Origin of the sequence: Stenotrophomonas sp. NLF4-10 (genome assembly GCF_022359915.1) — a bacterium.
Classification (GTDB): Bacteria; Pseudomonadota; Gammaproteobacteria; order Xanthomonadales; family Xanthomonadaceae; genus Stenotrophomonas; species Stenotrophomonas daejeonensis.
In genome coordinates this window covers 179,363-202,998 of sequence record NZ_JAKSEE010000003.1, presented here as the reverse complement: position 1 = coordinate 202,998, position 23,636 = coordinate 179,363, and the positions used below count along the sequence as shown (strand labels likewise).

At 69.3% G+C, this 23,636-nt stretch carries 22 protein-coding genes; 12 read left to right on the top strand and 10 right to left on the bottom strand.

From position 1 onward, the window contains the following. The first annotated feature begins 146 nt into the window (after positions 1–146). Positions 147–1,055, top strand: coding sequence for a recombination-associated protein RdgC (locus MIC98_RS01015; RefSeq protein WP_239734984.1), 909 nt, complete (start codon positions 147–149; stop codon positions 1,053–1,055). Between the two features lie 114 nt (positions 1,056–1,169). Further along, a complete protein-coding gene (locus MIC98_RS01010; RefSeq protein WP_239734983.1) occupies positions 1,170–1,952 on the top strand; it encodes a SprT family zinc-dependent metalloprotease in 783 nt (260 codons plus the stop codon). 59 nt (positions 1,953–2,011) lie between these two features. On the opposite strand, the gene MIC98_RS01005 is transcribed toward MIC98_RS01010, so the two are convergent. Further along, a complete protein-coding gene (locus MIC98_RS01005) occupies positions 2,012–2,869 on the bottom strand; it encodes an alpha/beta hydrolase (protein WP_239734982.1) in 858 nt (285 codons plus the stop codon). Continuing rightward, the gene (gene hemH / locus MIC98_RS01000; protein ID WP_239734981.1) at positions 2,866–3,822 is read right to left on the bottom strand and encodes a ferrochelatase; all 957 of its coding nucleotides are present in this window, start codon (positions 3,820–3,822) and stop codon (positions 2,866–2,868) included. The genes MIC98_RS01005 and hemH overlap by 4 nt, the downstream gene beginning before the upstream one ends. Before the next feature lie 166 nt (positions 3,823–3,988). Here hemH and MIC98_RS00995 point away from each other — a divergent pair, with 166 nt between their 5' ends. From MIC98_RS00995 to tatC, 4 genes are all read left to right on the top strand, one after another. Beyond that, the gene (locus MIC98_RS00995) at positions 3,989–4,885 is read left to right on the top strand and encodes a lipid-binding SYLF domain-containing protein (protein WP_057641087.1); all 897 of its coding nucleotides are present in this window, start codon (positions 3,989–3,991) and stop codon (positions 4,883–4,885) included. A gap of 73 nt (positions 4,886–4,958) precedes the next feature. Further along, on the top strand, positions 4,959–5,186 hold the full coding sequence (tatA, locus tag MIC98_RS00990; protein WP_057641086.1) for a Sec-independent protein translocase subunit TatA: 228 nt from the start codon (positions 4,959–4,961) through the stop codon (positions 5,184–5,186). A 15-nt stretch (positions 5,187–5,201) separates the two neighbouring features. Further along, the gene (gene tatB / locus MIC98_RS00985) at positions 5,202–5,630 is read left to right on the top strand and encodes a Sec-independent protein translocase protein TatB (protein ID WP_345772142.1); all 429 of its coding nucleotides are present in this window, start codon (positions 5,202–5,204) and stop codon (positions 5,628–5,630) included. Beyond that, positions 5,627–6,373 carry a twin-arginine translocase subunit TatC gene (tatC, locus tag MIC98_RS00980; RefSeq protein WP_057641085.1) on the top strand — a complete coding sequence of 249 codons (747 nt, stop codon included), beginning with the start codon at positions 5,627–5,629 and terminating at the stop codon, positions 6,371–6,373. The genes tatB and tatC overlap by 4 nt, the downstream gene beginning before the upstream one ends. Before the next feature lie 139 nt (positions 6,374–6,512). On the opposite strand, the gene MIC98_RS00975 is transcribed toward tatC, so the two are convergent. From MIC98_RS00975 to MIC98_RS00965, 3 genes are all read right to left on the bottom strand, one after another. Further along, positions 6,513–7,409: a BPSS1780 family membrane protein gene (locus MIC98_RS00975; protein ID WP_239734980.1), complete on the bottom strand. Its 897-nt coding sequence runs from the start codon at positions 7,407–7,409 to the stop codon at positions 6,513–6,515. A 176-nt stretch (positions 7,410–7,585) separates the two neighbouring features. Further along, on the bottom strand, positions 7,586–8,311 hold the full coding sequence (locus MIC98_RS00970) for a glutamine amidotransferase (protein ID WP_057641083.1): 726 nt from the start codon (positions 8,309–8,311) through the stop codon (positions 7,586–7,588). Further along, complete coding sequence (locus tag MIC98_RS00965; RefSeq protein ID WP_239734979.1) at positions 8,308–10,125, bottom strand: GspE/PulE family protein; 1,818 nt, start codon at positions 10,123–10,125, stop codon at positions 8,308–8,310. The genes MIC98_RS00970 and MIC98_RS00965 overlap by 4 nt, the downstream gene beginning before the upstream one ends. Positions 10,126–10,201: 76 nt before the next feature. Between MIC98_RS00965 and glyQ the strand changes: the two genes are divergently transcribed. Together glyQ and glyS are read left to right on the top strand one after the other, a co-directional pair. Next, positions 10,202–11,113: a glycine--tRNA ligase subunit alpha gene (gene glyQ, locus MIC98_RS00960; RefSeq protein WP_239734978.1), complete on the top strand. Its 912-nt coding sequence runs from the start codon at positions 10,202–10,204 to the stop codon at positions 11,111–11,113. Further along, positions 11,110–13,278 carry a glycine--tRNA ligase subunit beta gene (gene glyS, locus MIC98_RS00955; RefSeq protein ID WP_239734977.1) on the top strand — a complete coding sequence of 723 codons (2,169 nt, stop codon included), beginning with the start codon at positions 11,110–11,112 and terminating at the stop codon, positions 13,276–13,278. Before glyQ ends, glyS begins: the two co-directional genes overlap by 4 nt. Before the next feature lie 154 nt (positions 13,279–13,432). On the opposite strand, the gene MIC98_RS00950 is transcribed toward glyS, so the two are convergent. The 5 genes from MIC98_RS00950 to MIC98_RS00930 form a co-directional block, all read right to left on the bottom strand. Next, complete coding sequence (locus MIC98_RS00950) at positions 13,433–14,146, bottom strand: RNA polymerase sigma factor (RefSeq protein ID WP_239734976.1); 714 nt, start codon at positions 14,144–14,146, stop codon at positions 13,433–13,435. A gap of 11 nt (positions 14,147–14,157) precedes the next feature. Then, positions 14,158–14,721: a redoxin domain-containing protein gene (locus MIC98_RS00945; RefSeq protein WP_239734975.1), complete on the bottom strand. Its 564-nt coding sequence runs from the start codon at positions 14,719–14,721 to the stop codon at positions 14,158–14,160. Continuing rightward, a complete protein-coding gene (locus MIC98_RS00940; protein WP_239734974.1) occupies positions 14,718–15,395 on the bottom strand; it encodes a GTP cyclohydrolase I in 678 nt (225 codons plus the stop codon). The genes MIC98_RS00945 and MIC98_RS00940 overlap by 4 nt, the downstream gene beginning before the upstream one ends. Positions 15,396–15,543: 148 nt before the next feature. Further along, positions 15,544–15,960 carry a DUF2231 domain-containing protein gene (locus tag MIC98_RS00935; RefSeq protein ID WP_275584457.1) on the bottom strand — a complete coding sequence of 139 codons (417 nt, stop codon included), beginning with the start codon at positions 15,958–15,960 and terminating at the stop codon, positions 15,544–15,546. 2 nt (positions 15,961–15,962) lie between these two features. Then, the gene (locus MIC98_RS00930; RefSeq protein WP_239734972.1) at positions 15,963–16,379 is read right to left on the bottom strand and encodes a hypothetical protein; all 417 of its coding nucleotides are present in this window, start codon (positions 16,377–16,379) and stop codon (positions 15,963–15,965) included. A 228-nt stretch (positions 16,380–16,607) separates the two neighbouring features. Between MIC98_RS00930 and MIC98_RS00925 the strand changes: the two genes are divergently transcribed. The 4 genes from MIC98_RS00925 to MIC98_RS00910 all read left to right on the top strand — a co-directional run bounded on the left by MIC98_RS00925 (position 16,608) and on the right by MIC98_RS00910 (position 23,455). Then, the gene (locus MIC98_RS00925; protein ID WP_239734971.1) at positions 16,608–17,195 is read left to right on the top strand and encodes a nucleotidyltransferase domain-containing protein; all 588 of its coding nucleotides are present in this window, start codon (positions 16,608–16,610) and stop codon (positions 17,193–17,195) included. After that, a complete protein-coding gene (locus tag MIC98_RS00920) occupies positions 17,188–17,610 on the top strand; it encodes a HEPN domain-containing protein (protein ID WP_239734970.1) in 423 nt (140 codons plus the stop codon). Before MIC98_RS00925 ends, MIC98_RS00920 begins: the two co-directional genes overlap by 8 nt. A gap of 188 nt (positions 17,611–17,798) precedes the next feature. Continuing rightward, a complete protein-coding gene (locus tag MIC98_RS00915; protein WP_239734969.1) occupies positions 17,799–19,583 on the top strand; it encodes an autotransporter assembly complex family protein in 1,785 nt (594 codons plus the stop codon). A 92-nt stretch (positions 19,584–19,675) separates the two neighbouring features. Beyond that, positions 19,676–23,455 carry a translocation/assembly module TamB domain-containing protein gene (locus MIC98_RS00910; protein WP_239737971.1) on the top strand — a complete coding sequence of 1,260 codons (3,780 nt, stop codon included), beginning with the start codon at positions 19,676–19,678 and terminating at the stop codon, positions 23,453–23,455. Positions 23,456–23,636: the final 181 nt, after the last annotated feature.

The following is a 23,636-nucleotide window of genomic DNA, read 5'->3' as shown; positions in this document are numbered from 1 at the left end:
GCGCGAAGCGGGGGTTGGGGTGAGGGGCAATGGAGTCACGATGGTTCAGACCTCACTGACTCCGCTCGCCCCTCATCCGCCCTTCGGGCACCTTCTCCCGGAGGGAGAAGGGAAAGCCCACATCCTTTCTCCTTTCCGGTCATCGCATGTTCTTCAAAAACCTCACGCTTTTCCGCTTCCCCACCTCCGTTGATTTTTCCGAGGTCGATACCCTGCTGCCGCACGTGGTGCTCAAGCCGGTCGGCCCGCTGGAGATGACCTCGCGCGGCTTCATCTCGCCGTTCGGCCGCGAGGAGAAACAGCAGTTCTCGCACCGCATCGGCGATGCGCTGTGGCTCACCGTCGGCGGCGAGGACAAGATCCTGCCCGGCGCGGTGGTCAACGACCTGCTGGCGCGCAAGCTCGAAGAGATCGAGGAGAAGGAAGGGCGCAAGCCCGGTGGTCGCGAGCGCAAGCGGATGAAGGACGACCTGCTGCACGAACTGCTGCCGCGCGCCTTCGTCAAGAGCTCGCGCACCGACGCCTTCCTCGACCTGCAGCACGGCTACGTCGCCGTGGACAGCTCCAGCCGCAAGACCGGCGAGAACGTGATGAGCGACATCCGCGGGCTGCTCGGCAGCTTCCCGGCGATGCCGCTGAACGCCGAGGTCGCGCCGCGCTCGATCCTGACCGCATGGATCGCCGGCGAGCCGCTGCCCGAGGGCTTGAGCCTGGGCGAAGAGTGCGAGATGAAGGACCCGGCCGAGGGCGGCGCGGTGGTCAAGTGCCAGCATCAGGAACTGCGCTGCGACGAGATCGACAAGCACCTCGATGCCGGCAAGCAGGTCACCAAGCTGGCGCTGGTGTTCGAGGACAACCTCTCGTTCGTGCTCGGCGACGACCTGATCGTGCGCAAGCTCAAGTTCCTCGACGGCGCGCTGGACCAGCTCGAACACATCGACGAGGAAGGCCGCCGCGCCGAGCTGGACGCGCGCTTCGCGCTGCAGAGCGGAGAGATCCGCCGGCTGTTCCTGCTGCTGGAGCAGGCGTTCAAGCTGAGCAAGGCCGACAACTGAGCCAGCTGCTCGTAGGAGCGCACCTTGGTGCGCGATGGGACTTCACCGGGAAAGCTTCATCGCGCACCAAGGTGCGCTCCTACAAGGTCTCCTGCGCCGTCGTATGCTGGTTGCATGACCTCCCTGTTCCGCCGCCTGCTACCCGCCCCCGCCGCGCCGTCGATCCAGCGTGACACGGTGCGGTTGCGGCTGGACGACGCCGAGATCGAGGTGCTGCGCGTGCGCGACCCGCGCGCGCGCCGGCTCAAGCTCAGCGTGGACGAGCGCGGCGCGCGGCTGACGATGCCGCTGCGGGCGAGCCTGGTATCAGGCGAACGCTTCCTGCTGGAACACCGGCAATGGCTGCAGCAGCAGCTGGCGCGGTTGCAGGGCGACCACCTGGCGCCGTCGCTGGCACTGCGTGAACCGGGCCTGCTGCCGCTGCGCGGCGAACTGCTGCCGCTGCGCTGGCAGGAAGGGCGCTTCGCCCACGTCGAGGCCGATGCCGACGGCATCGTCGTCCAGTTGCCGGCAAGGGCCGGCGAGGCGGCGTTCCGGCGCGCCCTGCGCGAATTCCTCGAAGCACGGATGCGCGCCGACGTCGGCCGCTGGCTGCCCGGCTACCTGCCGGGGTTGCCGCGCGCGCCGGCGCGGTTGCGGCTGAAGGTGATGTCTTCGCAGTGGGGCTCGCTGGCGCCGGATGGCTCGTTGGCGCTGGACCTGGCACTGGCACTGGCCCGCTTTTCGGCGTTCGAGTACGTGCTGGTCCACGAGCTGTGCCACCTGCTGCAGGCCAACCACTCGCCGGCGTTCTGGGCCGAGGTGGAAGCGCGTTTCCCGCAGTGGCGCGCCGAGCGCGACTACCTGCGCGCGGAAGGGCGCCGGCTCAAGGCGACCCTGCGGCAACTGCTGCCGTAGCTGCGGGGCTTGCCCCGCAGGGGCCTTCCCGATGAAGCCGTGCCGGGCAAGCCCGGCACCTACGCGACGTCTCCCGATGACAGGAACTCGCGGACAAGCGTCGCCACCGCCGCGGGCTGGTCCATGTGCAGGTGGTGGTGGCCGGGCAGGGTGTGCAGGCGGCCGCGGCGCAGCAGGGCGGCGCGCTGGCTGCGCTCCGGTTCGGGGAAATACGCCTGCGCCGGCGTGGCGTAGATCACCTGCGCCGGACACTCGATGGCGGCGACCACGTCGCGCACCTGCGGCTCGGTCATGCGCACCGCGGTCGGCAGCATCAGCCGCGGATCGCTGCACCAGCTCCAGCCGCCCGCGACCGGGCGCACGCCGCGTTCCACCAACAACCGCGCCGAGCTTTCGGACAACTGGTTGGCCTGCATCCGCGCGCGCACCGGTGCGGCGAGGTCGGCGAACACGCGCAGTTGCTTGTCGCCCAGCGCCGCCAGCGCGGCCAGATGCGCGCGCAGCCGGGTGACGGTTTCGTCGGCCGGGGCGGCCAGCCCGCCGAGCGCCTCGATGCAGACCAGCGCCCGCACCCGCTGCGGCGCCACCGCAGCGGTCAGGCTGGCGATGGCCGCGCCCATCGAATGGCCGAGCAGCACGCAACGCGCCCAGCCCAGCGCGTCCATGATCGCCAGCGTCTGCGCGATCGCCTGCGGCATGGTGTAGGCGGCATCGGCGGGCAGATGCCCGCTCAGGCCGTGGCCCGGCAGGTCGAGCAGCGCCCAGTCCAGCTCCGGCAGGTGGCCGGCCAGCGGCAGGAAGCTGGCCGCGTTGTCCAGCCAGCCATGCAGGGCCAGTACCGGCAGCCCGCCGGGCGTGCCGGCGCGCAGCCCGGCCACGGGCAGCCCGCCGAGGTCCAGCGCGAACGCGGTGGTCATGCGTCCCGTGCCAGCGCGGCCAGGGCGCGGGCGTGCTCGGGGGCATCGTTCAGGCAGGGGATGTAGCGCATCGTCGCGCCGTGCCGGGCCACGCTGGCGGTGAAGCCCAGCGCCACTTCCTCCAGCGTTTCCAGGCAGTCGGTGGCGAAGCCGGGGCAGGCCACGTCGAGGGTCTTCGCGCCGCCCTCGGCCAGCGCCCACAGCGTCGGCTCGGCGTAGGGCTGCAGCCAGCGCTCGCGGCCGAAGCGCGACTGATAAGCCAACTGCCAGTCGCCCTCGCCCAGTTCCAGCGCGGCGGCGATCGCGCGCGCGCTGGCCTCGCAGCGCTGCGGGTAGGGGTCGCCGGCATCGGCCAGCCGCTGCGGGATGCCGTGGAAGGAGAACAGCAGCCGGTCGCCGCGACCGTTGCGCTGCCAGTAACCGCGGATCGAATCGGCCACCGCCGCCACCCAGCGCGGGTCGTCGGCATAGTCATGGACCGTGCGCACTTCCACCTGCGGGTGGCGGGCCTGCCAGTCCCGCACCACGTCCTCGACCGAGGCGGTGGTGGTGGTCGAATACTGCGGGTACAGCGGCAGCACCACGATGCGTCCGATGCCTTCGCCGGCCAGCGCGTCCAAGGCCGGCCGCAGCGCCGGCTGGCCGTAGCGCATCGCATCGCGCACCCGCCAATGCGGCAGCTCGCGCTGCATCGCCTCGGCCAGGCGCCGGGTGTATACCGCCAGCGGCGAACCTTCCGGCAGCCACACCTGCGCGTACTTGTGCGCCGAGCGACCGCCGCGCAGCGGCAGGATCAGCCCGTGCAGCAGCGGCTTCCACAGCAGCGGCGGGATCGAAACCACGCGCGGGTCGCCGAGGAATTCGGCGAGGTAACGACGCACCGCCGGCGCGGTGGGTGTCTCGGGCGTGCCTAGGTTGACCGCGAGCAGCGCGGTGGTGGGTGCGTCGGACATGCGCGCATTCTCGCAGGTGCGGGCGACGGCGGCGATGCCGCGGTGGCGATCGCGACGATTCGTCGCGGCAATCGCCGGCCGGGCCCGCTCACTGGCGATTCATCGCCGCGCTACTAATTTCCGGCACTTGCTTTATCTTTCCGTGCACCGACTTCTGGAGCCTGCCATGCGCCGCCTGCCGTGCCTCGTGTTGCTGTTGTCCGCCAGCCTGTTGTCCGCCAGCGCCGTGGCCGGGCCGCAGGAAGACCAGCGCGCCCGCAACGCCGTGCGCGTGCTCGGCGAGATCCAGGAGATCCCCGAGCAGGCCATCCCCGACAAGCTGCTCGACGAGGGCCGCGCGATCCTGGTCATCCCCGACACCATCAAGGCCGGGCTGGTGGTGGGCGGCCGCCGCGGCCACGGCCTGATGTCGGTCAAGGGCAGCGACGGCAGCTGGTCCAACCCGGTGTTCGTCAAGCTCACCGGCGGCAGCATCGGCTTCCAGGCCGGCGTGCAGTCCTCCGACGTGATCCTGGTGTTCCGCAACGACCGCAGCCTGGACAACATCGTCAACGGCAAGTTCACCCTCGGCGCCGACGCCGGCGTGGCCGCCGGCCCGGTCGGGCGCAGCGCCGCGGCCGCCACCGACGGCCAGCTCAAGGCCGAGATCTGGTCATGGTCGCGCGCCCGCGGCCTGTTCGCCGGGGTGGCGCTGGACGGCGCGGTGCTGTCGATCGACGATGCCGCCAACCTCGACGCCTACGGCCAGGGCATCACCCCGCGGATGATCCTGGAGGGCCGGCTGACCACGGCGCCGTCGGCCGACGTGGTCGCCTTCCGCGACCGCCTGGAGGAATCCACCTACGCCGCGCGCGAGAAGCGCGGCACCCAGGGCGGCACGGTCGCCGCGTCGGCGCCGCGCGCGCAGCCGGTCACCGTGTCCGGCGAGCCGCAGCCGCAGGCCGGCAACGACGCGGTCACCCAGCCGCTGCAGGCGACCCCGGCCGAAAACGCGCCGCAGCAGGGCTTCCAGCCGGTGTCCGAGGGCGAGATCCGCACCGAGTCGCTGGACGACGGCAACTGACCTCCGGCAGGGCATTCATCGAGGCGGGGTGGGTTATGCTCACCGGCCTCCTACTGGATAACGCGAGCGGATCATGGGCAGTTTCAGCATCTGGCACTGGTTGATCGTGCTGGTCATCGTCGTGCTGGTGTTCGGCACCAAGCGGCTGACGAGCGGTGCCAAGGATCTGGGCAATGCGGTCAAGGAGTTCAAGAAGGGCATGCGCGAGGACGACAAGCCCGCCGCGCAGCTGGGCGACGAGTCGCGCGGCGCCGACAAGAGCCGCGACACGCAGGCCGAGCACGACCGCGAAGCGCGCTGACCCCGGGGTTCGGGCGTGTTTGACATCGGTTTCGGCGAGCTGCTGCTGATCGCGGTGGTGGCATTGGTGGTACTGGGCCCGGAGCGCCTGCCCAAGGCGGCGCGCTTCGCCGGGCTGTGGGTACGCCGCGCCCGCAACCAGTGGGATTCGGTGAAACAGGAGCTGGAGCGCGAGCTGCATGCCGAAGAGCTCAAGCGCAACCTGGATGCCGTGCGCCAGTCGATGCGGCAGACCGAGCAGGAAATGCGCGACGGTATCCGGCAGGTGCAGCAGCAGGCCGAGGCGCTGCGCCACGATGTCGAAGCGATCGAAGGGCCCGGCGGCGAAGCGGCGCCGGCAGGCGAGGCGGCGGCCGGCGTTCCCGATGAAGCCGCGGCCGCGGCACCGCAGGCGGAAGCGCAGGCACCGGCCGCCCCGTCCACCGCAGGGGAGCGGACGCCGTGAGCGATGCCGGCCCGGGTGAGAGCCCGCTGATCGAACACCTGATCGAACTGCGCGCGCGGCTGATGCGCGGCCTGCTGGGGTTGGGCATGGTGCTGCTGGCGCTGCTGCCGTTCTCGCGCGCGCTCTACAGCCACCTGGCCACACCGTTGATCTCGCAGTTGCCCGACGGGCAGTCGATGATCGCCACCAACCCGGCCGGCGCGTTCTTCGCCCCGCTCAAGCTGACCTTCTTCACCGCACTGTTCATCGCGGTGCCGTGGCTGCTGTACCAGGCGTGGGCGTTCGTCGCGCCCGGCCTGTACGCGCGCGAGAAGCGGCTGGCGCTGCCGCTGCTGGCCTCGGCGGTGACGCTGTTCTACGTCGGCTGCGCGTTCGCCTACTTCCTGGTGCTGCCGGCGGTGTTCCACTTCCTGACCACGTTCCGCCCGGACGTCATCGCCATCACCCCGGACGCCGGCGCCTACCTGGATTTCGTGCTGGCGATCTTCTTCGCCTTCGGCGCCAGCTTCGAGTTGCCGGTGGCGATGGTGATCCTGGTGCTGCTGGGCTGGGTGTCGCCGCAGCAGCTGCGCGAAGGCCGCGGCTACGCCATCGTCGGCATCTTCGTGGTGGCCGCGGTGCTGACCCCGCCGGACGTGGTGTCGCAGCTGATGCTGGCGATCCCGATGTGCTTCCTCTATGAACTGGGCATCCAGGCCGCGCGCTGGCTGGTGCCGCGCAAGCAACCCGCGTCGGAACCGTAGATGCGGGGCTCGCCCCGCATGGGGCTTTCCCGGTGAAGCCCCGTGCCGGGCAAGCCCGGCACCTACGGCTGGTGAGCCGGCGGTTCCGGAGTCGTGATTGGTGGGCGCCGACCGTTGGCCGGCACCCACTGCGGGTCGATCAGGCCTCGAACACGTGCCCGGCAGCCGGCGGCGGCACCGGCCGCCCGCGGTGCGCGAACATCTGCTTCCACGCCGCGTACACCGAGCCGACGTACAGCGGCATGATCACCGTGGTCATCGCCAGCTGCATCACCAGCGCCGCCGCGCCGGGGCCGGCCAGCAGCAGCGCCACCTGCATCAGCACCATCACCACGAAGTAGATGCACAGCGTGGCGATCATGCCCAGCACCATGAACACCGCCATCGCGCGGAAGTTCTCGACGCAGCCCTGCAGGCTCATGCGCAGCGCGTGCAGGCCGCTGTGGCGGTCGAACATCACCAGCGCCGGCTGGGTGAACATGGCCATGCTCAGCGCGATGAAGGTGACCAGGCCGACCAGCACCCACAGCGCGATGCGCTTGACCGGGATGCCGGCCACCAGCGCCAGCGCTTCCTCCTGGCTGACCTGCTGGCCCGACTGCTGCAGTTGCTGCATCTTCACCATGACCTCGCTGAAGGCGCCGAAGCCCTCGCGGCCGATCAGCGAGAACAGCAGCGTGCCCAGCAGCAGCACGGCGATGAACTGCACCGCCAGCGGCACCAGCAGGTGCGAGACGCGGCGGTCGCGGATGGGCTGCAGCAGGTGCGCGGGCAGCGCCGGGCGGCCCTGGTCGATTTCGCTCACCGCCCACAGCATGCCGCCGAACATCAGCGGCCCGACCGCGAACGACAGCAACTGCACGGCCAGCCCCAGCCAGCCCGGCAGCGCCTGCGCCAGCAGCAGGATCAGGGTGGTGACCAGCATCCACGCCACGCCCAGCATGGCCAGTTGCAGCGGCGCGCGACGGAACAGGGAAAACGCGTCCAGCAGCCACTGCGCGCCGGCAGCGGCCGGCACCTTGCGAATATCGCTCATTGCAATTCCGAAACGGGGAGGTTGCCGGCACGGCCGCCGGCGCGCGCGGATTATCGCCCGAAAGGCGAGGGGCGTAGTGAAGAGGCGCCAGCGGCCGGTGTAGGTGCGGGGCTTGCCCCGCATGGGGCATTACCGGCAACGCCCCGGTGCGGGGCAGGCCCCGCGCCTACGTGGAATCATCCGGCGTGGCCGCGGGCGTGGCGCACGAAGCGGCGCAGCAGTTGCCGGGCCTGCGGCGCGGCGGTGACCTGCCGGGCCACGCTGCGCGCGCAGCCGCCGTGACGGGCAATGCAGTCGGCGCGGGCGCGCACGTAGCCGCGCATGTGGTGGGTGGCGAACTCGGGGTGGAACTGCATGCCCCAGGCGTTCTCGCCCCAGCGGAAGGCATGGCACTGGTCCTGCGCCGAGCGCGCCAGCACGGTGGCGCCTTCCGGCGCGCGCAGCACGGTCTGCAGGTGGGTGGCCTGCGCCGGGAAGCTGGCTGGCAGGCCGGCGAACAGCGGGTCGGCGTGGGCGGCCGGGTCGAGGTCGAGGCGGATGGTGCCGGATTCGCGCCCGGCCGGGTTGTAGTCCACCTGCCCACCCAGCGCATGCGCCAGCAGCTGATGGCCATAGCAGATGCCCAGCAGCGGCATGCCGGCGTGGGCGGCCTCGCGCAGCCAGCCGGCGCTGCGCTCGCTCCACTCTGCGCGGTCGGTGACGAATGCGGCCGAGCCAGTAATGATCGTGGCGGCGTAGCCCTCGCGCGACGGCAGGGTTTCACCGTGCTCGACGTTGACCGTGACCGTCTCGGCTTCTTCCAGCCCGGCGGCCACGCGGATCCAGTGCGGGAAGCGGCCGTAGCGGCGCAGGGTCGGGAACGGTTGCCCGGTTTCGACGATCAGGAACGGCAGGGGCTTCATTCCGTGGGAGGCAGGACTGACAGGACTTCCTCGATTGTAGTCAGCCCGGCCGCCACCTTTTCAAGCCCGGCGCGGCGTAGCGTGCGCAGCCCTTCGCCACGCGCGGCACGGTGGAAACCGGCCAGGTCCATGTCGGCGGTGATCCGCGCACGCAGCGTCGGCCCAAGCGGCAGTAGCTCGTACAGGCCGACGCGGCCCATGTAGCCGGTGCGCCGGCACTCCAGGCAACCCACCGGCGCACAGGCGTTGATGGCATCAGGTAATGCCTCATCGGCATCACGCAGCGGCGCCCAATCGACGTCGTCGGGCACGTCGGCGCGCTTGCAGTGCGGGCACAGGGTGCGCACAAGCCGCTGCGCCAGCACGCCGTTGACGGTGGAGGCGATCAGGTAGTGCGGCACGCCGAGGTCGAGCAGGCGGGTGATCGCCGAGGGCGCGTCGTTGGTGTGCAGGGTGGACAGCACCAGGTGGCCGGTGAGCGCGGCCTGCACCGCCATCTGCGCGGTTTCCAGGTCGCGGATCTCGCCGATCATGATGATGTCCGGGTCCTGCCGCAGCAGGGTGCGCACGCCGGCGGCGAAGTCCAGGTCGATGTTGGCCTGCACCTGCATCTGGTTGAACTCCGGCGCGATCATCTCGATCGGGTCCTCCACCGTGCACACGTTCACGTCCGGCGTGGCCAGCCGCTTGAGCGTGGAATACAGGGTGGTGGTCTTGCCCGAGCCGGTCGGGCCGGTGACCAGCACGATGCCGTGCGGGCGCGTGGTCAGCTCGTTCCATCCGGCTGCTTCCTCGGGGCTGAAGCCGAGCTGCTCGATGCTCTTGAACGCCGCGTCCGGGTCGAAGATGCGCATCACGCATTTCTCGCCGAACGCGGTGGGCATGGTCGAAAGCCGCATTTCCACCTCGCGCCCGCCCGGCGAGCGGGTCTTGATGCGCCCGTCCTGCGGGCGCCGGCGCTCGGCCAGGTCCATGCGCCCCAGCACCTTGATGCGGCTGACCACCGCGGTCATCACCGCCGGCGGCAGCTCGAACACCTTGTGCAGCACGCCGTCGATGCGGAACCGCACCCGGCCCATGTCGCGGCGCGGCTCCAGGTGGATGTCGCTGGCGCGCTGCTCGTAGGCGTACTGCAGCAGCCAGTCGACGATGCTGACCACGTGGTGGTCGTCGGCGTTGACGTCGCCGGCGCGGCCCAGTTCCACCAGCTGCTCGAAGCTGGGCAGGGTGCCGTTGCCTTCGCCGCGCACGTCGCCGCGCGCGCCGCGCACCGAGCGGGTGACGCCGAAGAACTCCATCGAGTAGCGGTGCAGGTCCAGCGGGTTGACCAGCACGACGTCGATGCGGCGCCGCGCCAGGTGCTGCAGGTCCGGCACCCAGTCGCGCGCCAGCGGCTCGCTGGTGGCGACCAGCACGCGCTCGGCGTCCACCGCCAGCGGCAGGATGCGGTGGCGGCGCGCGTAGGCGTGCGACACCACCGCGGTGGCGCCGGCCACGTCGACCCGGGTGGGGTCGATGCGCAGGTAGCGGGTGTCGGTGCGCGCGGCCAGCCATTCGGTCAGCCGCTCCAGCCCCAGCTCGCCGGAAGCCGGCGGCGCGGCGGCCAGCTTGAGGTTGGCCAGCAGCACCAGCGGGTGCACCTCGCTGGCGTTGCGCGCGCCCTGCGCGGAGAAGCGGATGCGTTCTTGGTCGTGCGCGGCCACCAGCCCGTCGCCCAGCAGCGCCGCGGCGACGTTGGAAAACTGCAGCCGGCCCGGGGTGATGGCTACCGGGACGGGCGGGGTGGGGGCGCTGTGCGCGGCCTGCTGTTCCACCTGAAACTCCTTGCTGGCGCGGCCGCCATGTGGTCGCTCGCTATACTAGCGCACCCCTCCGTACGGCCCAGGCAGCATGTCCGCGACTCCCACCGTTCCAATCACTTTCCAGGGCCTGATCCAGACCCTCAACGACTACTGGGCGAAGCAGGGCTGCGTGCTGATCCAGCCGCTGGACCTGGAAGTGGGCGCCGGCACCTTCCACCCGGCCACCTTCCTGCGCTCGATCGGCCCGGAAAGCTGGAACGCCGCCTACGTGCAGCCCTCGCGCCGCCCCACCGACGGCCGCTACGGCGAGAACCCCAACCGCCTGCAGCGCTACTACCAGTACCAGGTGGCGATGAAGCCGAGCCCGGACAACATCCAGCAGCTCTATCTGGACTCGCTCAAGGCGCTGGGCATCGACCCGCTGGTGCACGACCTGCGCTTCGTCGAGGACAACTGGGAATCGCCGACCCTCGGCGCGTGGGGGCTGGGCTGGGAAGTCTGGCTCAACGGCATGGAAGTGACCCAGTTCACCTACTTCCAGCAGGCCGGCGGCCTGGAGTGCAAGCCGGTGCTGGGCGAGATCACCTACGGCCTGGAACGCCTGTGCATGTACCTGCAGAACTGCGACAACGTCTATGACCTGGTCTGGACCTACGGCCCGGACGGCACCCCGGTCACCTACGGCGACGTCTACCACCAGAACGAGGTGGAGCAGAGCACCTACAACTTCGAGCATGCCGACGTGGCCGAGATGTTCCACCGCTTCGACGCCTGCGAGGCCGAGGCGCAGAAGCTGGTCGAGGCCGGCCTGCCGCTGCCGGCCTACGAGCAGGTGTGCAAGGCCAGCCATTCGTTCAACCTGCTCGACGCCCGCCGCGCCATCAGCGTGACCGAGCGCCAGCGCTACATCCTGCGCGTGCGCGCGCTGGCGCAGGCGGTCGCCAAGCTGTACGAGGCCAAGCGCCTCGAAGCGGTGGCCGCCAAGGAGGTGCAGGCATGAGCATGCAGCCGCTGCTGATCGAACTGGGCGTCGAGGAGTTGCCGGTCAAGGCGCTGCCGGGCCTTGCGCAGGCGTTTTTCGATGGCGTGATTGATGGATTGGCCAAGCGCGGCATCGCCTTCGAGCGTGGCGACGCCAAGCCGCTTTCGACGCCGCGCCGCCTCGCCGTGCTGCTGCCGGGCGTGGAAACCGAGCAGCCCGAACAGCATTCGGAAGTGTTCGGCCCCTATCTGAACATCGCGCTGGACGCCAACGGCGAGCCGACCAAGGCGCTGGCCGGCTTCGCCGCCAAGGCCGGCATCGACTGGACGCAGCTGGAGCGCACCACCGATGCCAAGGGCGAGCGCTTCGTGCTGCGCTCGGTCAAGCCGGGCGCGCGCACCGCCGAACTGCTGCCGGAGATCCTGCGCGAGGCCATCGCCGCGATGCCGATCCCCAAGCCGATGCGCTGGGGTGCGCATGAATACGGCTTCGCCCGCCCGGTGCACTGGCTGGTGCTGCTGCACGGCAAGGACGTGGTGCCGGCCGAACTGCTGGGTTTGAACTCCGACCGCATGAGCCGCGGCCATCGCTTCATGCACGACAAGCAGGTGTGGCTGAGCCAGCCCGGCGACTATGTCGAATCGCTGCAGGCGGCCTGCGTGATCGTCGATGCCGACGCCCGCCGCGAGCGCATCGTGCACGAGGTCAACGCCGCCGCGGCCAAGGCCGGCGGCGTGGCGCGCATCACCGATGACAACCTCGAACAGGTGGTCAACCTGGTCGAATGGCCGGCGGCGGTGCTGTGCAGCTTCGAGCGCGAGTTCCTCGCCGTGCCGCAAGAAGCGCTGGTCGAGACGATGGAGGTCAACCAGAAGTTCTTCCCGGTACTCGATGCCGGCGGCAAGCTGACCGAGAAGTTCATCGGCATCGCCAACATCGAATCGAAGGACGTGGCCGAGGTCGCCAAGGGCTACGAGCGGGTGATCCGCCCGCGTTTTTCCGATGCCAAGTTCTTCTTCGACGAGGACCTCAAGCAGGGGCTGGTGGCGATGGGCGACGGCCTGAAAACCGTTACCTACCAGGCCAAGCTCGGCAGCGTGGCCGACAAGGTGCAGCGCGTGAGCGCGCTGGCGCAGGCCATCGCCCCTCAGGTCGGCGCCGACCCGGTGCAGGCTCGGCGCGCCGCCGAACTGGCGAAGAACGACCTGCAGTCGCGCATGGTCAACGAATTCCCCGAATTGCAGGGCATCGCCGGCCGCCACTACGCCGTGGCCGGTGGCGAATCGCCCGCCGTCGCGCTGGCCATCGACGAGGCCTACCAGCCGCGCTTCGCCGCCGATGACATCGCCGCGTCGCAGCTGGGCAAGGTGCTGGCGATCGCCGAGCGGCTGGACACGCTGGTTGGTGGCTTCGCCGCAGGCTTGAAGCCGACCGGCAACAAGGATCCGTTCGCGCTGCGGCGCAATGCGTTGGGGTTGGCGCGGACGATCATCGAGTCCGGTTTTGATCTCGACCTGAAAATGCTCATCCATGAAGCTTATTCGCGTGTCAACGAGGATATTGCTTCTATGGCTGCTGCCCGCAAGACAGAAGCTGCAATGTCGGCTGCCTTGAAGGGTGCAAAGGTAGAGGTCTCACAAGAAGGCAGTTCCGAGTTCACCAACAAGGAACTGGCGGAGGTTTACGACTTTGTTGTTGATCGCCTGCGCGGCTACTACGCCGACAAAGGCGTCCCCGCCACCCACTTCAACGCCGTCGCCGAACTGAAGCCGGCCTCGCTGTACGACTTCGACCGCCGCATCGACGCCATCGGCACCTTCGCCCAGTTGCCGGAGGCCGAGGCACTGGCCGCGGCCAACAAGCGCATCCGCAACATCCTGCGCAAGGCCGAGGGCGTGATTCCGGGGCAGATCGACCCGTCGCTGCTGCGCGAGCCGGCCGAGAGCGAGCTGGCCGAGGCCGTCGCCGCCGCCATCGATGACACCAACACCGCGCTGGCGCGGAAGGACTACGTGGCCGTGCTTGGCCGCCTCGCCCGCCTGCGCCCGCAGGTGGACGCCTTCTTCGACAAGGTGATGGTCAACGCCGACGACGCGGCCCTGCGCGGCAACCGCCTGGCCCTGCTGCGCACCCTCGGCGACCGCCTCGGCAGCGTTGCCGCCATCGAGCACCTGTCCAGCTGACCGGTGCCAAGGACATCGTGGATGCGGGGCTTGCCCCGCATGGAGCATTACCGAATAAAGCCCCGTACCGGGCAAGCCCGGTACCTGCGCCAGCGATTGCTGCAAGTAGATGCCGGGCTTGCCCGGCATGGCGTGGGTTCGCGTGCCTTCCCGGCTATTCCCCGCCGCAGAGCCCCTCAGCACGGGCTGCGGCCAGCACGGCGGTGACGACCCGGTCGCAGCGGGCACCATCGAACGCGAAGGCATCGTCGAGCGCGTGGTCCATTTCCTGTGCCAGTCCCTCCCGCAGCAGGCCACGGGCACGGAACAGGCGTGTACGGACAGTGGCTTCGGGAATCTCCAATGCCTGGGCAACCTCCTCCACGCTCATTTCCTCGACTACACGCAGCATGAACACGGTACGGAATGCGTCCGGAAGCAGGTCGATGCGTCTTTCCATCAACCTGCGCGTTTGCGCGCGCATGGCCAACTGCTCGGGTTCACGGTCTGGCTCGTCGGCCAGGAATGCCCGGGTGCCGGGATCCGGATGGGTCATGGCAGCCTCCAGCGGAATGATTTGCGCGCTCTTGCGTCGCAGCCGTCGCAGCGCTTCGTTGACGGCAATGCGCACCAGCCAGGTCGATAGCTTGCTTTCGGCGCGATAACGGGTGAGCGACCGCCAGGCGGAAAGATAGGTCTCCTGGACGACATCCTCGGCTTCGGCATCGTCCTTGACGATGCTGCGTGCGGTGCGGAACAGCATGCGGTTGTGGCGGCGCATGATGGCTTCGAATGCGGCGCCATCACCAAGTGCGGCCCGGGACACGAGCTCGGTGTCCGGCATGTCGGCTTGAATCGGTGGGGCCGGGTTTTCAAGCGGGAAGGGCATGGCGTGCGGCCTCATTGTCTGGTGGGTGCGGGATGGGCGAGAAAACGTTCGATGCGTTCGAATGGAATGTGGTCCCCGGCATCTTCGCCGTAGTGGACGTCGCGGATGTAGCCGGATTCGTCGATCAGGAAGTCGGCGGGAAGCAGGTTGTTGGTGCCAAGCCCGCCCAGGCTGCGCAGGGCCTGCAACCAGCCGGCGGCGCGCATCCCCGTCAGCCATTCGCGGGTCCTGAAGAACACGGCATGGAGCTTGCCGGCGAAGGAGCGCTGGATGCCGTAGGCCCGGTAGGCAAGGTCGGCCGGATCGGCCACGACCCGGAATGGGCGGGGGCGCAGCCGGGTGAAGCGTGCGACCTCGTTGGGGGTGGAAGCGAACACGGCGATGATCTCCAGCCCCGCCGCAGACAGTTCCGCGTGGCGCTGGGTCAGCTCGAAAATGCGGAAATTGCAGAACGGGCAGGTGGTATCGCGGAAGAAGGCCAGCAACGTGCGTTTTCCGGCGTGCACGTCCACCACCTGGCCGTTGCCGTCGACGAGCTCGACGGCCGGCGCGACGATAAGAGTGGGCAGTTTCATCGGGCACCTCGTCCAATCAGGGAAAGAAATTCGCGGCGCAAGGTGGCGTCCTGCTGGAAGGCGCCACGCGTGACCAGGTTGCTCATCAGCGATTGCCCGTCCTTGACCCCGCGCCACTGCATGCAGGAATGGCTGGCCTCCATCACCACGGCCAACCCGTCCGGCTTGATCCGCTGCTCCAGTGCGTCGGCAAGCATGACGATCGCCTCCTCCTGGATTTGCGGGCGGCTCATGACCCAGTCGCACAGGCGCGCATACTTGGACAGGCCGATCACGTCGGAAGAGGCATTGGGCAGGACCGCGATCCACACCTTGCCCATGATCGGGCACAGGTGGTGCGAGCAGGCGCTGCGCACGGTAATCGGGCCGACGATCATCAGTTCGTCGAGCCGGGCAACGTTGGGGAAGGTGGTGGTCGTCGGGGCGGCGCGATAGCGGCCGGAAAACACCTCGTTGACGAACATTCCGGCAACACGCCGCGCGGTATTGGCCGTGTTGTGGTCGTTGTCGGTGTCGATGACCAGGGCGTGCAGCACTTCCTTCATCCGCGCCTCGACTTCCAGGCGCAATTCGTCGAGCTCGCCGTCTTCGATGAAATCCGCGATGTTGTCGTTGGCGCGATGGCTCCTGCCGGCGGCCTCCAGCCGCAGCCGGATGCGGTCGGAAGTCTTCATTGCGGCGATCGTGCCATCGTGGGGGACCGGTGCAAGAGTGGTTTTCGTCACGAGGGATCTCCGGATATGGGTGGCTGCCGCCGTGAACAGGGAAGGGCACGGGGCGGAGGCGAATGCACGCCTTGCGGGGGGATGACGGTGCCGTCACTCATGTCCGGCTGCCACCGACGCCGTGGATGTAGACCAGCCGTCCGCCGAACCAGCCACCGACGCTGAGGGCGAGGAAGCCGGCGCCATCGAGCAGCAGCGACAGCGTGTCCGGCGGCAGCAGGTGCAGGTGATCGAGCCGGAGCAGCAACCGGGCGGTGAACAGGGCGAAGGCGAGCAGCATCGCGCCCATGTGCCGCCACGCATCGCCCATCGCCGCACCCTCCGGTACCCGCGACAGTTCCATCATGCCGGCGAGCATTGCCGCCAACGCCATCGAGCACCCCGCCACCAGCAGTCCGCCGGACCAACGCCAGGCGGTTTCTCCGAACCACAGTCCGGCAACATCGGCCACGACCGCCAATGACCAGCAGGCGACCGGAAAGTGTACGAGCGCGGGGTGCAGGGGATGGCGCATGGTCACAGCACCTGTGCGAGCACGACCAGAAAGCCCGCCACGGCCACGCCTGCGTGAACCACCACCACGGCCTTGGGCGGCAGGCGCCTGCGCAGGTGGAACGAGGCGAGAAAGAACCCGCCGAGAGCGGCCAGCAGCAGCAACGCGAAGCCGATCAACACCGGTTGCGATGCCGCTCCACGCACGATCGAAACAATCAGCAACAGCAACCCGGTCGCGCCAAGGGCGGCATGCAGCAGGGAAAGCGCCCAAGGTGCGAACTTGTTGCGGAGCACGTAGGCGGCAAGGACGAGCCCGCCGGTGGCGGCGACGGCAAAGGCGATCAAGGCATGGGCAAGCGTGGGTGCCTGTATCGCTGGGGTCGCGGCAAGAAAATGATGGGAAGGGCTGGCGAATTGAAGGCTGGCAATGAATGACATGGCGATTTCCATGATCGGCGGATGAAGTTGTCGGGGCGGGCTGCCCCTTTGCCCATTGGATGCGGCAAGTGCGCGCCACGTTCCCGATACAGATCAGGAGTGCCTGATGCCGAAGCGACGAGGTCCGGGAAGCGCCATTTGGAGCGGGCATGTCGAACCTGCAATTCGAGCAGTGCAGGTGCTGCTGAAAAGGCTACAATCGCTGCCAATAAAGCAGCAGTCGAATTCATGGACACCGCACTGGCCAATGTTCTTTTCCCCGGATACCGGCGCGGTGTGCTGGGCCTGTTGTTGCTGCACCCGGAAAACAGCTACCACCAGCGTGAAATCGCCCGTCTGACCGGCACCACTTCCGGCACCTTGGCGCGCGAACTGGCCAAGCTGGTGGAAGCCGGTCTGCTCACCCGCAGCCCACGGGGAAATCAGGTGCTGTACGCCGCCAATACGCGCAGCCCCGTGTTCGAGGAGCTGGCCTCGATCCTGCGCAAGACCAGTGGGCTGGCCGACGTACTGGCGCAGGCATTGCTGCCACTGGCGGAGCGGATCCGCGTGGCTTTCGTGTTCGGTTCCAGCGCCAGCGGCAAGGCTCGCACGGGCAGTGACGTGGACGTGCTGCTGATCGGTGAGGGCCTGGGCTACGGCGAGGTGGTCACGGCACTGTATCCGGCACAGGAAACCCTGGGCCGGGAAATCAACCCGAAGCTGTATTCGCCTGCGGAATGGCAGAAGCTGGCCGCAGGTGATGGCACGTTCTACCGCGAGGTGATGGCCAAGCCCAAGCTGTTCCTGATTGGGGGTGAAGATGAGCTTGGATAATCTGGTCAGGATCGGCCAGCTGGAGCGCGTCGCGGCCCAGCCGGCCGATGTGCAACGCCTGCTGGAAGCGGCGCAACGCGCGCTGCAGGATGCCAAAACGCCCGGCCTGAGCAACGAAAGCCGCTTCGACATCGCCTACCGCGCCATCATGCAGGCAGCCAATGCCGCCTTGCAGTCCAGCGGCTATCGCACCCTGACCAGCAAGCCCGGCCACCACCAGACGATGATCCAGACCCTGCCGCTGACGTTGGGGCTGGACAAGAACGTCGTCATCCAGCTTGACGCCTTGCGCAAGCAGCGCAACGTGGTCGATTACAGCGGCGACCTGGTTGGCGAGGCGATGGTGGCCGAGGCGTTGCGGCATGCTGCTGCGCTGATCGAAGCAGTGAGGAAGTGGGTCAGGGCTGATTTGTAGGAGCGCACATTGGTGCGCGATGGAGCTTTCCCGATAACGCCCCACCGCACACCAAGGTGCGCTCCCACGGCGTTCAGGCATCCGTGACCACTCGCGGGAACAGGCGCTTTCTTTACGCCGATTTCACGCGGTTTTTGCCTCTCGCACCGTGATTTTGCCGGTAACGTTCGGCCCGGTATGCTGCTGCGATGTTGCCTGCCCGAATCACGTTTTTCCTGCTCGCCGCCGCCCTGCTGGCCGCCGCTCCCGCCCATGCCCGCGGCACCATCGAGAAGGTGCGGATCACCGGGTTGGACAAGGGCGACGACGCGGCCATCATCGAGAACATCGAGGTCTCGCTGACGCTGTACGAGGCCATCGGCAAGGTGCAGGGCGAGTCGCGGCTGGAATACCTGCTGTCGCAGGCGGAGCGGCAGACGCGGCAGGCGCTGGAGCCGTTCGGCTACTACAACCCGGTCATCGCGGTGGAGGCGCCGCGCCAGGGCGACACCCTGCAGGTGGTGATCCACGTGGACAAGGGCGAGCCGGTGCGGGTGCGGCAGGCCGAGGTGGTCATCACCGGCCCGGCGGTGCGCGACCGCTACCTGCGCGAGGACCTGGACGACTTCCGCCCGCGCGAGGGCGAGCCGTTCGACCACGTCACCTACGAGGCCAGCAAGGTCGTCATCACCCGGCGCCTGGCCGAGCGCGGCTATTTCGACGCCGACTTCACCCAGCGCAAGGTGGAGGTCACCCGCGCTCAGAACGCGGCCGACATCTTCCTGAGCTGGGACAGCGGCGGCCGCTACAACATGGGCCCGATCAGCTTCAACCAGGACTACTTCCGCGACGGCCTGTTCGAGCCGCTGGTGTATTGGGAAGAGGGCAGCTACTGGCACGAGGGCAAGCTCGACCGCCTGCGCGAATCGCTGACCAAGCTGGACTACTTCGGCGTCATCGACATCCAGCCGCACCCGGAGCTGGCCGACGACGACTGGCGGGTGCCGGTGGACGTCAACCTCACCCTGGCCAAGCGCAACATCTACAGCGCCGGCATCAGCTACGGCAGCGAGAGCGGCCCCGGCGTGCGCGGCGGCGTGGAGCGGCGCTACGTCAACAACCGCGGGCACAAGCTCAGCACCCAGCTGGACTACGCGCAGAAGCGCAAGAGCCTGGTCACCAGCTACCGCATCCCGGCGTTCCGCTGGCTGGACGGCTGGTACACCTTCGCCATCAGCGCGTACGACGAGCAGACCCGCTACATCGACATGCGCAACTTCAAGTTGATCGGCAGCCGCAGCGGCGAGCTCAACGAGCACTGGACCGTCATCGCCTCGCTCAACGCGCTGCGCGAGCGCTGGCGTTACAGCTCCGGCGACCCGTTCAACGACGCGATATACCAGAGCTCGACGCTGGTCTACCCGCAGCTGACCGCCGACTACGTGGACGTGGACGACAAGGCCTTCCCGCGCCGCGGCTTCAGCGGCAACGCGACGCTGCGCGGCGGCATCGAGGGCGCCGGTTCGGACACCAGTTTCATCCAGGCCGACGCCACCCTGCGCTGGTACGTGCCGGTGGGCGAGGCCGACCGCCTGATCCTGCGCGGACAGGCCGGCACCACCCGCACCGGCGACCTGGTGGCGATGCCGCCCAGCCTGCGCTATTTCGCCGGCGGCGACCGCTCGGTGCGCGGCTATGCCTGGCGCGAGATCGGCCCGCGCACGCCGGCGCCGGACAAGTACGCGCTGGGCGCCAAGCACCTGGTGGTCGGCTCGGCCGAGTACGAGCATTACTTCGGCGGCGGCCCGTGGGGTGCGGCGGTGTTCGTCGACAGTGGCAGCGCGTTCGACGACGGCATCGACCTGCATACCGGCGTCGGCTTCGGCGTGCGCTGGAAATCGCCGGTGGGCCCGGTGCGGGTGGATATCGCCCACGGCCTGAACCACCCCGATTCGCAGTTCCAGCTGTACCTCAACATCGGAGCGGACCTGTGAGCCGCCGCGCCGACGACATCGCATCCGGCGACATCAGCCCGGAGCAGCGCGAAGCGCGCATCGCCGAACTGCGCGCGCGGCGCCGCGCGCGCATGCGCACGCTGGCCATCCGCAGCGGCATCGGCATGGGCGCGCTGTTGCTGCTGGCCCTGCTGGCGGTGTACTGGCTGCTGCAGACCATCGCCGGGCGCGACGTGCTGCTGGCGCAGGTGGTGGCGCGGCTGCCGGCCAACTCGTCGCTGAGCTGGAGCAAGGCCGAAGGGCCGCTGGCCGGGCCGCTGGTGCTGCACGACCTGGATTTCCGCTACGAAGACCTGCATTTCACCGCCCGCCGCGCGCTGCTCGACCCGGACATCCGCCCGCTGCTCGGCCGCAAGCTGCGGCTGGACGCGCTGGAGATCAACGACGCACGGCTGGAGCTGGGGCCATCGGAAGACACCCCCTTCGAGCTGCCGCGCTGGCCGGACGTGCTGCCGGCCATCGAACTGCCGCTGGCGCTGCAGGCCGACCGCATCGTCATCGACCGCCTGCGCATCGCCCCGCACGACGCGCCGGTCGTCGACCTGCGCCGGATCCGCGGCGGCATCGAAGCGGCCGATGGCGAGTTCCGCGCCACCGCGCTCGAGGTGGAAGGCAACCTCGGCGACTTCCGGATCGACGGCCACTACCTGCCGCACCAGGACTACCGCACCGACCTGACCGTGCGCGCGCTGCTGCCGGCGCGGCCGGGGCAGGCACCGGCGCGGCTCGGGCTGGTCGCGCGCGGTGACCTGGCGCACATGCAGGTGGCGTTGACCAGCCATTCGCCGCAGCCCCTGCGCGCCAACCTGGTGTTCGACGGTCGCCAGGACCCGACATGGCAGCTGTCCGCCCGCAGCGAGCAGCTCGACCTCGGCCAGCTGGTGCCGGCGCAGTACATGGCGCAGGCCCCGGCGCCGCTGCTGCTGGACTTCACCGCCCACGGCCGCGGCGGCAACGCGCAGCTGCGCGGCCGCGTGCGCCAGGGCGACCGCGAACTGGTGCTGGCCTCGTCCAACCTCGCCCTCGACAACCAGGTGTTGACCGCCTCGCCACTGGTGGTCGAGGCCTTCGGCGGCCGCGTGCGCCTGCAGGGCAAGGCCGACTTCAGCGATGCGCAGAACCCGGGCTTCCGCGCCGCGGTGATCGCCGAACAGCTGACCTGGACGCCGCAGCCGGACCCCGCCGCCCCCGGCGTCGCGCCGGAACCGATGCACCTGAAGCAGGCGCGGCTGGGCGTGGCCGGCAGCCTGAAGAACTGGGCGGCGATCGGCAACGCCGAAGTCGCGCGCGCCGCGCAGGATGCCAGCCTGGACTTCGACGTGCGCGGCAACGACCAGCAGGCCGGCATCGAACGTTTCAAGGCGACCACGCCGGGCGGCACGCTCGACCTCGCCGGCTCGGCGGCATGGGCGCCGGAACTGGCCTGGGACGTCAGCGCCACGCTGGCCGGCTTCGACCCCGGCTACTTCCTGCCGGGTTGGGACGGCAACCTGTCCGGCACCTTGGCTTCCACCGGCAAGCAACTGCCGGCCACGGCCGCAGGCGACGAACTGCACGTCGAAGCCAAGGTCGATTTGCCGCAGCTGCGTGGCCACCTGCGCGGGCGTGCGGTGGATGCGCGCGCGCGCTTCGCCGTGCAGGGCACGCAGGGCGAAGGCGAGCTGCGCCTGCAGCTGGGCGACAGCCGCGTCGAGGCCAAGGGCATGGTCGGCGATCGCCTCGACGTGGACGCCAGGCTGGAGCCGCTGCACCTGTCCGATCTGCTGCCCGGCACCAGCGGCAGCCTCGCCGGCACCGCGCGGCTGCGTGGCACCCCGTCGCAACCGGACATCAGTGCCGACCTGCACGGCGACAGCCTGCAATGGGACGACTGGAAGGTCGGCCAGCTTAGCCTCGGCGGCCACCTGCCGTGGCGGGGCGACGACGGCAGCCTGCAACTGCGCGCCAGCGCGGTGGAAGCCGGTCTGCTACTCGACCAGCTGCGCATCGACGCCCGTGGCAGCCTGCAGAACCTGAAGCTGGATGCCGCCGTCCGCAATGAACTGGGCGAGCTGGTGCTGGCCGGCAGCGTCCATCAGGCCGGATCGGCATGGCGCGGCGAACTGGCCTCGCTGCGCGTGGCGCCGGTGAAGGGCGCGCCGTGGCAACTGCGGCAGCCGGCGGCGTTCGCCGTGCAGGGCAGCCGCTTCACCCTCGCCGACGCCTGCCTCGGCTCGGAAACCGGTGGTGGCCTGTGCATCGGCGCCGACTGGCCACGCGAGGGCCTGCGCCTGAGCGGCGACGCCCTGCCGCTGGCGCTGGTGCAACCGTGGCTGCCGCCCAATGCCGGCCGCCGCATGTACCTGCGCGGCGACGTCACCCTCGATGGCCACCTGCGCCCGCGCGGCAAGGCATGGGAAGGCAGTTTCAAGGTCGCCTCGCTGGAAGGCGGCATCCGCCTGGGCGACAACGCCCGCGGCGAACTGGTGCGCTATGACCATTTCTCGCTCGACGTGGACATGCAGCCCGGCGCCATCAACGGCTATCTCGGCATCGGCTTCCAGGGCGACGGCTTCGTCGATGCCCGGGTGCAGACCGGCTGGGAGGCGGACGCCGCGCTTACCGGCGAGCTGTACCTGAACATGTCGCGGCTGTACTGGATGGAGCTGTTCTCGCCCGACCTGGTGCGGCCAAAAGGGCTGGTCGAAGGCCACGTCAGCCTGCGCGGCACGCGCGCGCAACCCTCGCTCGGCGGCGAGGCGAAGCTGAGCGATTTCAGCGGCGAATTCCCGGCATTGGGGTTGACCCTGAGCGACGGCAGCGGCCGCTTCAGCGCCCAGCCCGACGGCTCGGCGCGCATCGCCGCCGAGGTCAACACCGGTGGCGAAGGCAAGCTGCGCGTGGACGGCGGCCTGTCGTGGTTCGGCGACGCGCAGCCGTTGCAGCTGCACATCGCCGGCGACAACGTGCTGGTGTCCAACACCAGCGAACTGCGCGTGGTCGCCAACCCCGACCTCGACTTCACCCTGGCCGGCACCGCGATGGAACTGCGCGGCAGCGTGCACGTGCCCGAGGCCGCGATCGACCTGGAGCGGCTGGATCGCGGTACCTCGGCCTCGGAGGACGTGGTGGTGCTCGACCCGGTGGACCCGGAGGAAACGCGCACCTCGCCGCTGGACATGGACCTGGCGGTCAGCCTCGGCGACAAGGTGAAGATGAGCGGCTTCGGCCTGAAGGGCGCGTTGACCGGCAGGATGCAGGTGCGCGCGCGCCCCGGCCACGAGATGACCGCCAACGGCGGGCTGGAGGTCAGCGGCCGCTACAAGGCCTACGGCCAGGACCTGACCATCACCGACGGCCAGCTGCTGTGGAACCACGGCATCGTTTCCGACCCGCGCATCAACATCCGCGCCCAGCGCGCCATCGGCGAGGTCACCGCCGGCATCCACGTCACCGGCCGTGCCCAGCAACCGCGCGTGGACGTGTGGTCGGACCCGGCGATGTCGCAGTCCGAGGCGCTGGCCTACCTCGTGCTCGGCCGCAGCCTGAGCATGGCCAGCAGCGACCAGGCGCAGCAGGTCAACGCCGCCTCGGCGGCGCTGTCGGCCGGCAGCGGCCTGATCGCCGCGCAGGTCGGCGCCCGGCTCGGCCTGGACGACGCCGGCGTCAGCCAGTCGCGCGCGCTGGGTGGCGCGGTGATCGGCGTGGGCAAGTACATCACCCCCAAGCTCTACGTCGGCTACGGCGTCTCGCTGATCGGCAGCGGCTCGGTGCTGACCCTCAAGTACCTGCTGCGCCGCGGCTTCGACGTCGAGGTCGAGTCCAGCACGGTGGAGAACCGCGGCTCGATCAACTGGCGCAAGGAAAAGTGATCCAGCGGCGCGCGTGGCAAGCCCGTCCGTAGATGCGGGGCTTGCCCCGCATGGGCTTTCCCGATGCAACCCGTGCCGGACAAGCCCGGCACCCACGTGATTCCGTGATTGCCCCGCATGCCGTGACTGCTGGCGGTTGCCACTGCCTGCCCGCGCCGCTACCGTCGGCCGCTGTTATGCC

What these genes read in the sequence shown, in the direction of transcription:
- MIC98_RS01015 (WP_239734984.1), top strand. Translation starts at nt 147, where the DNA reads ATGTTCTTCAAAAACCTCACGCTTTTCCGCTTCCCCACCTCCGTTGAT.
- MIC98_RS01010 (WP_239734983.1), top strand. Translation starts at nt 1,170, where the DNA reads ATGACCTCCCTGTTCCGCCGCCTGCTACCCGCCCCCGCCGCGCCGTCG.
- MIC98_RS01005 (WP_239734982.1), bottom strand. Translation starts at nt 2,869, where the DNA reads ATGACCACCGCGTTCGCGCTGGACCTCGGCGGGCTGCCCGTGGCCGGG.
- hemH (WP_239734981.1), bottom strand. Translation starts at nt 3,822, where the DNA reads ATGTCCGACGCACCCACCACCGCGCTGCTCGCGGTCAACCTAGGCACG.
- MIC98_RS00995 (WP_057641087.1), top strand. Translation starts at nt 3,989, where the DNA reads ATGCGCCGCCTGCCGTGCCTCGTGTTGCTGTTGTCCGCCAGCCTGTTG.
- tatA (WP_057641086.1), top strand. Translation starts at nt 4,959, where the DNA reads ATGGGCAGTTTCAGCATCTGGCACTGGTTGATCGTGCTGGTCATCGTC.
- MIC98_RS00975 (WP_239734980.1), bottom strand. Translation starts at nt 7,409, where the DNA reads ATGAGCGATATTCGCAAGGTGCCGGCCGCTGCCGGCGCGCAGTGGCTG.
- MIC98_RS00970 (WP_057641083.1), bottom strand. Translation starts at nt 8,311, where the DNA reads ATGAAGCCCCTGCCGTTCCTGATCGTCGAAACCGGGCAACCGTTCCCG.
- glyQ (WP_239734978.1), top strand. Translation starts at nt 10,202, where the DNA reads ATGTCCGCGACTCCCACCGTTCCAATCACTTTCCAGGGCCTGATCCAG.
- glyS (WP_239734977.1), top strand. Translation starts at nt 11,110, where the DNA reads ATGAGCATGCAGCCGCTGCTGATCGAACTGGGCGTCGAGGAGTTGCCG.
- MIC98_RS00950 (WP_239734976.1), bottom strand. Translation starts at nt 14,146, where the DNA reads ATGCCCTTCCCGCTTGAAAACCCGGCCCCACCGATTCAAGCCGACATG.
- MIC98_RS00945 (WP_239734975.1), bottom strand. Translation starts at nt 14,721, where the DNA reads ATGAAACTGCCCACTCTTATCGTCGCGCCGGCCGTCGAGCTCGTCGAC.
- MIC98_RS00940 (WP_239734974.1), bottom strand. Translation starts at nt 15,395, where the DNA reads ATGAAGACTTCCGACCGCATCCGGCTGCGGCTGGAGGCCGCCGGCAGG.
- MIC98_RS00935 (WP_275584457.1), bottom strand. Translation starts at nt 15,960, where the DNA reads ATGCGCCATCCCCTGCACCCCGCGCTCGTACACTTTCCGGTCGCCTGC.
- MIC98_RS00930 (WP_239734972.1), bottom strand. Translation starts at nt 16,379, where the DNA reads ATGTCATTCATTGCCAGCCTTCAATTCGCCAGCCCTTCCCATCATTTT.
- MIC98_RS00925 (WP_239734971.1), top strand. Translation starts at nt 16,608, where the DNA reads ATGGACACCGCACTGGCCAATGTTCTTTTCCCCGGATACCGGCGCGGT.
- MIC98_RS00915 (WP_239734969.1), top strand. Translation starts at nt 17,799, where the DNA reads ATGTTGCCTGCCCGAATCACGTTTTTCCTGCTCGCCGCCGCCCTGCTG.
- MIC98_RS00910 (WP_239737971.1), top strand. Translation starts at nt 19,676, where the DNA reads ATGCGCACGCTGGCCATCCGCAGCGGCATCGGCATGGGCGCGCTGTTG.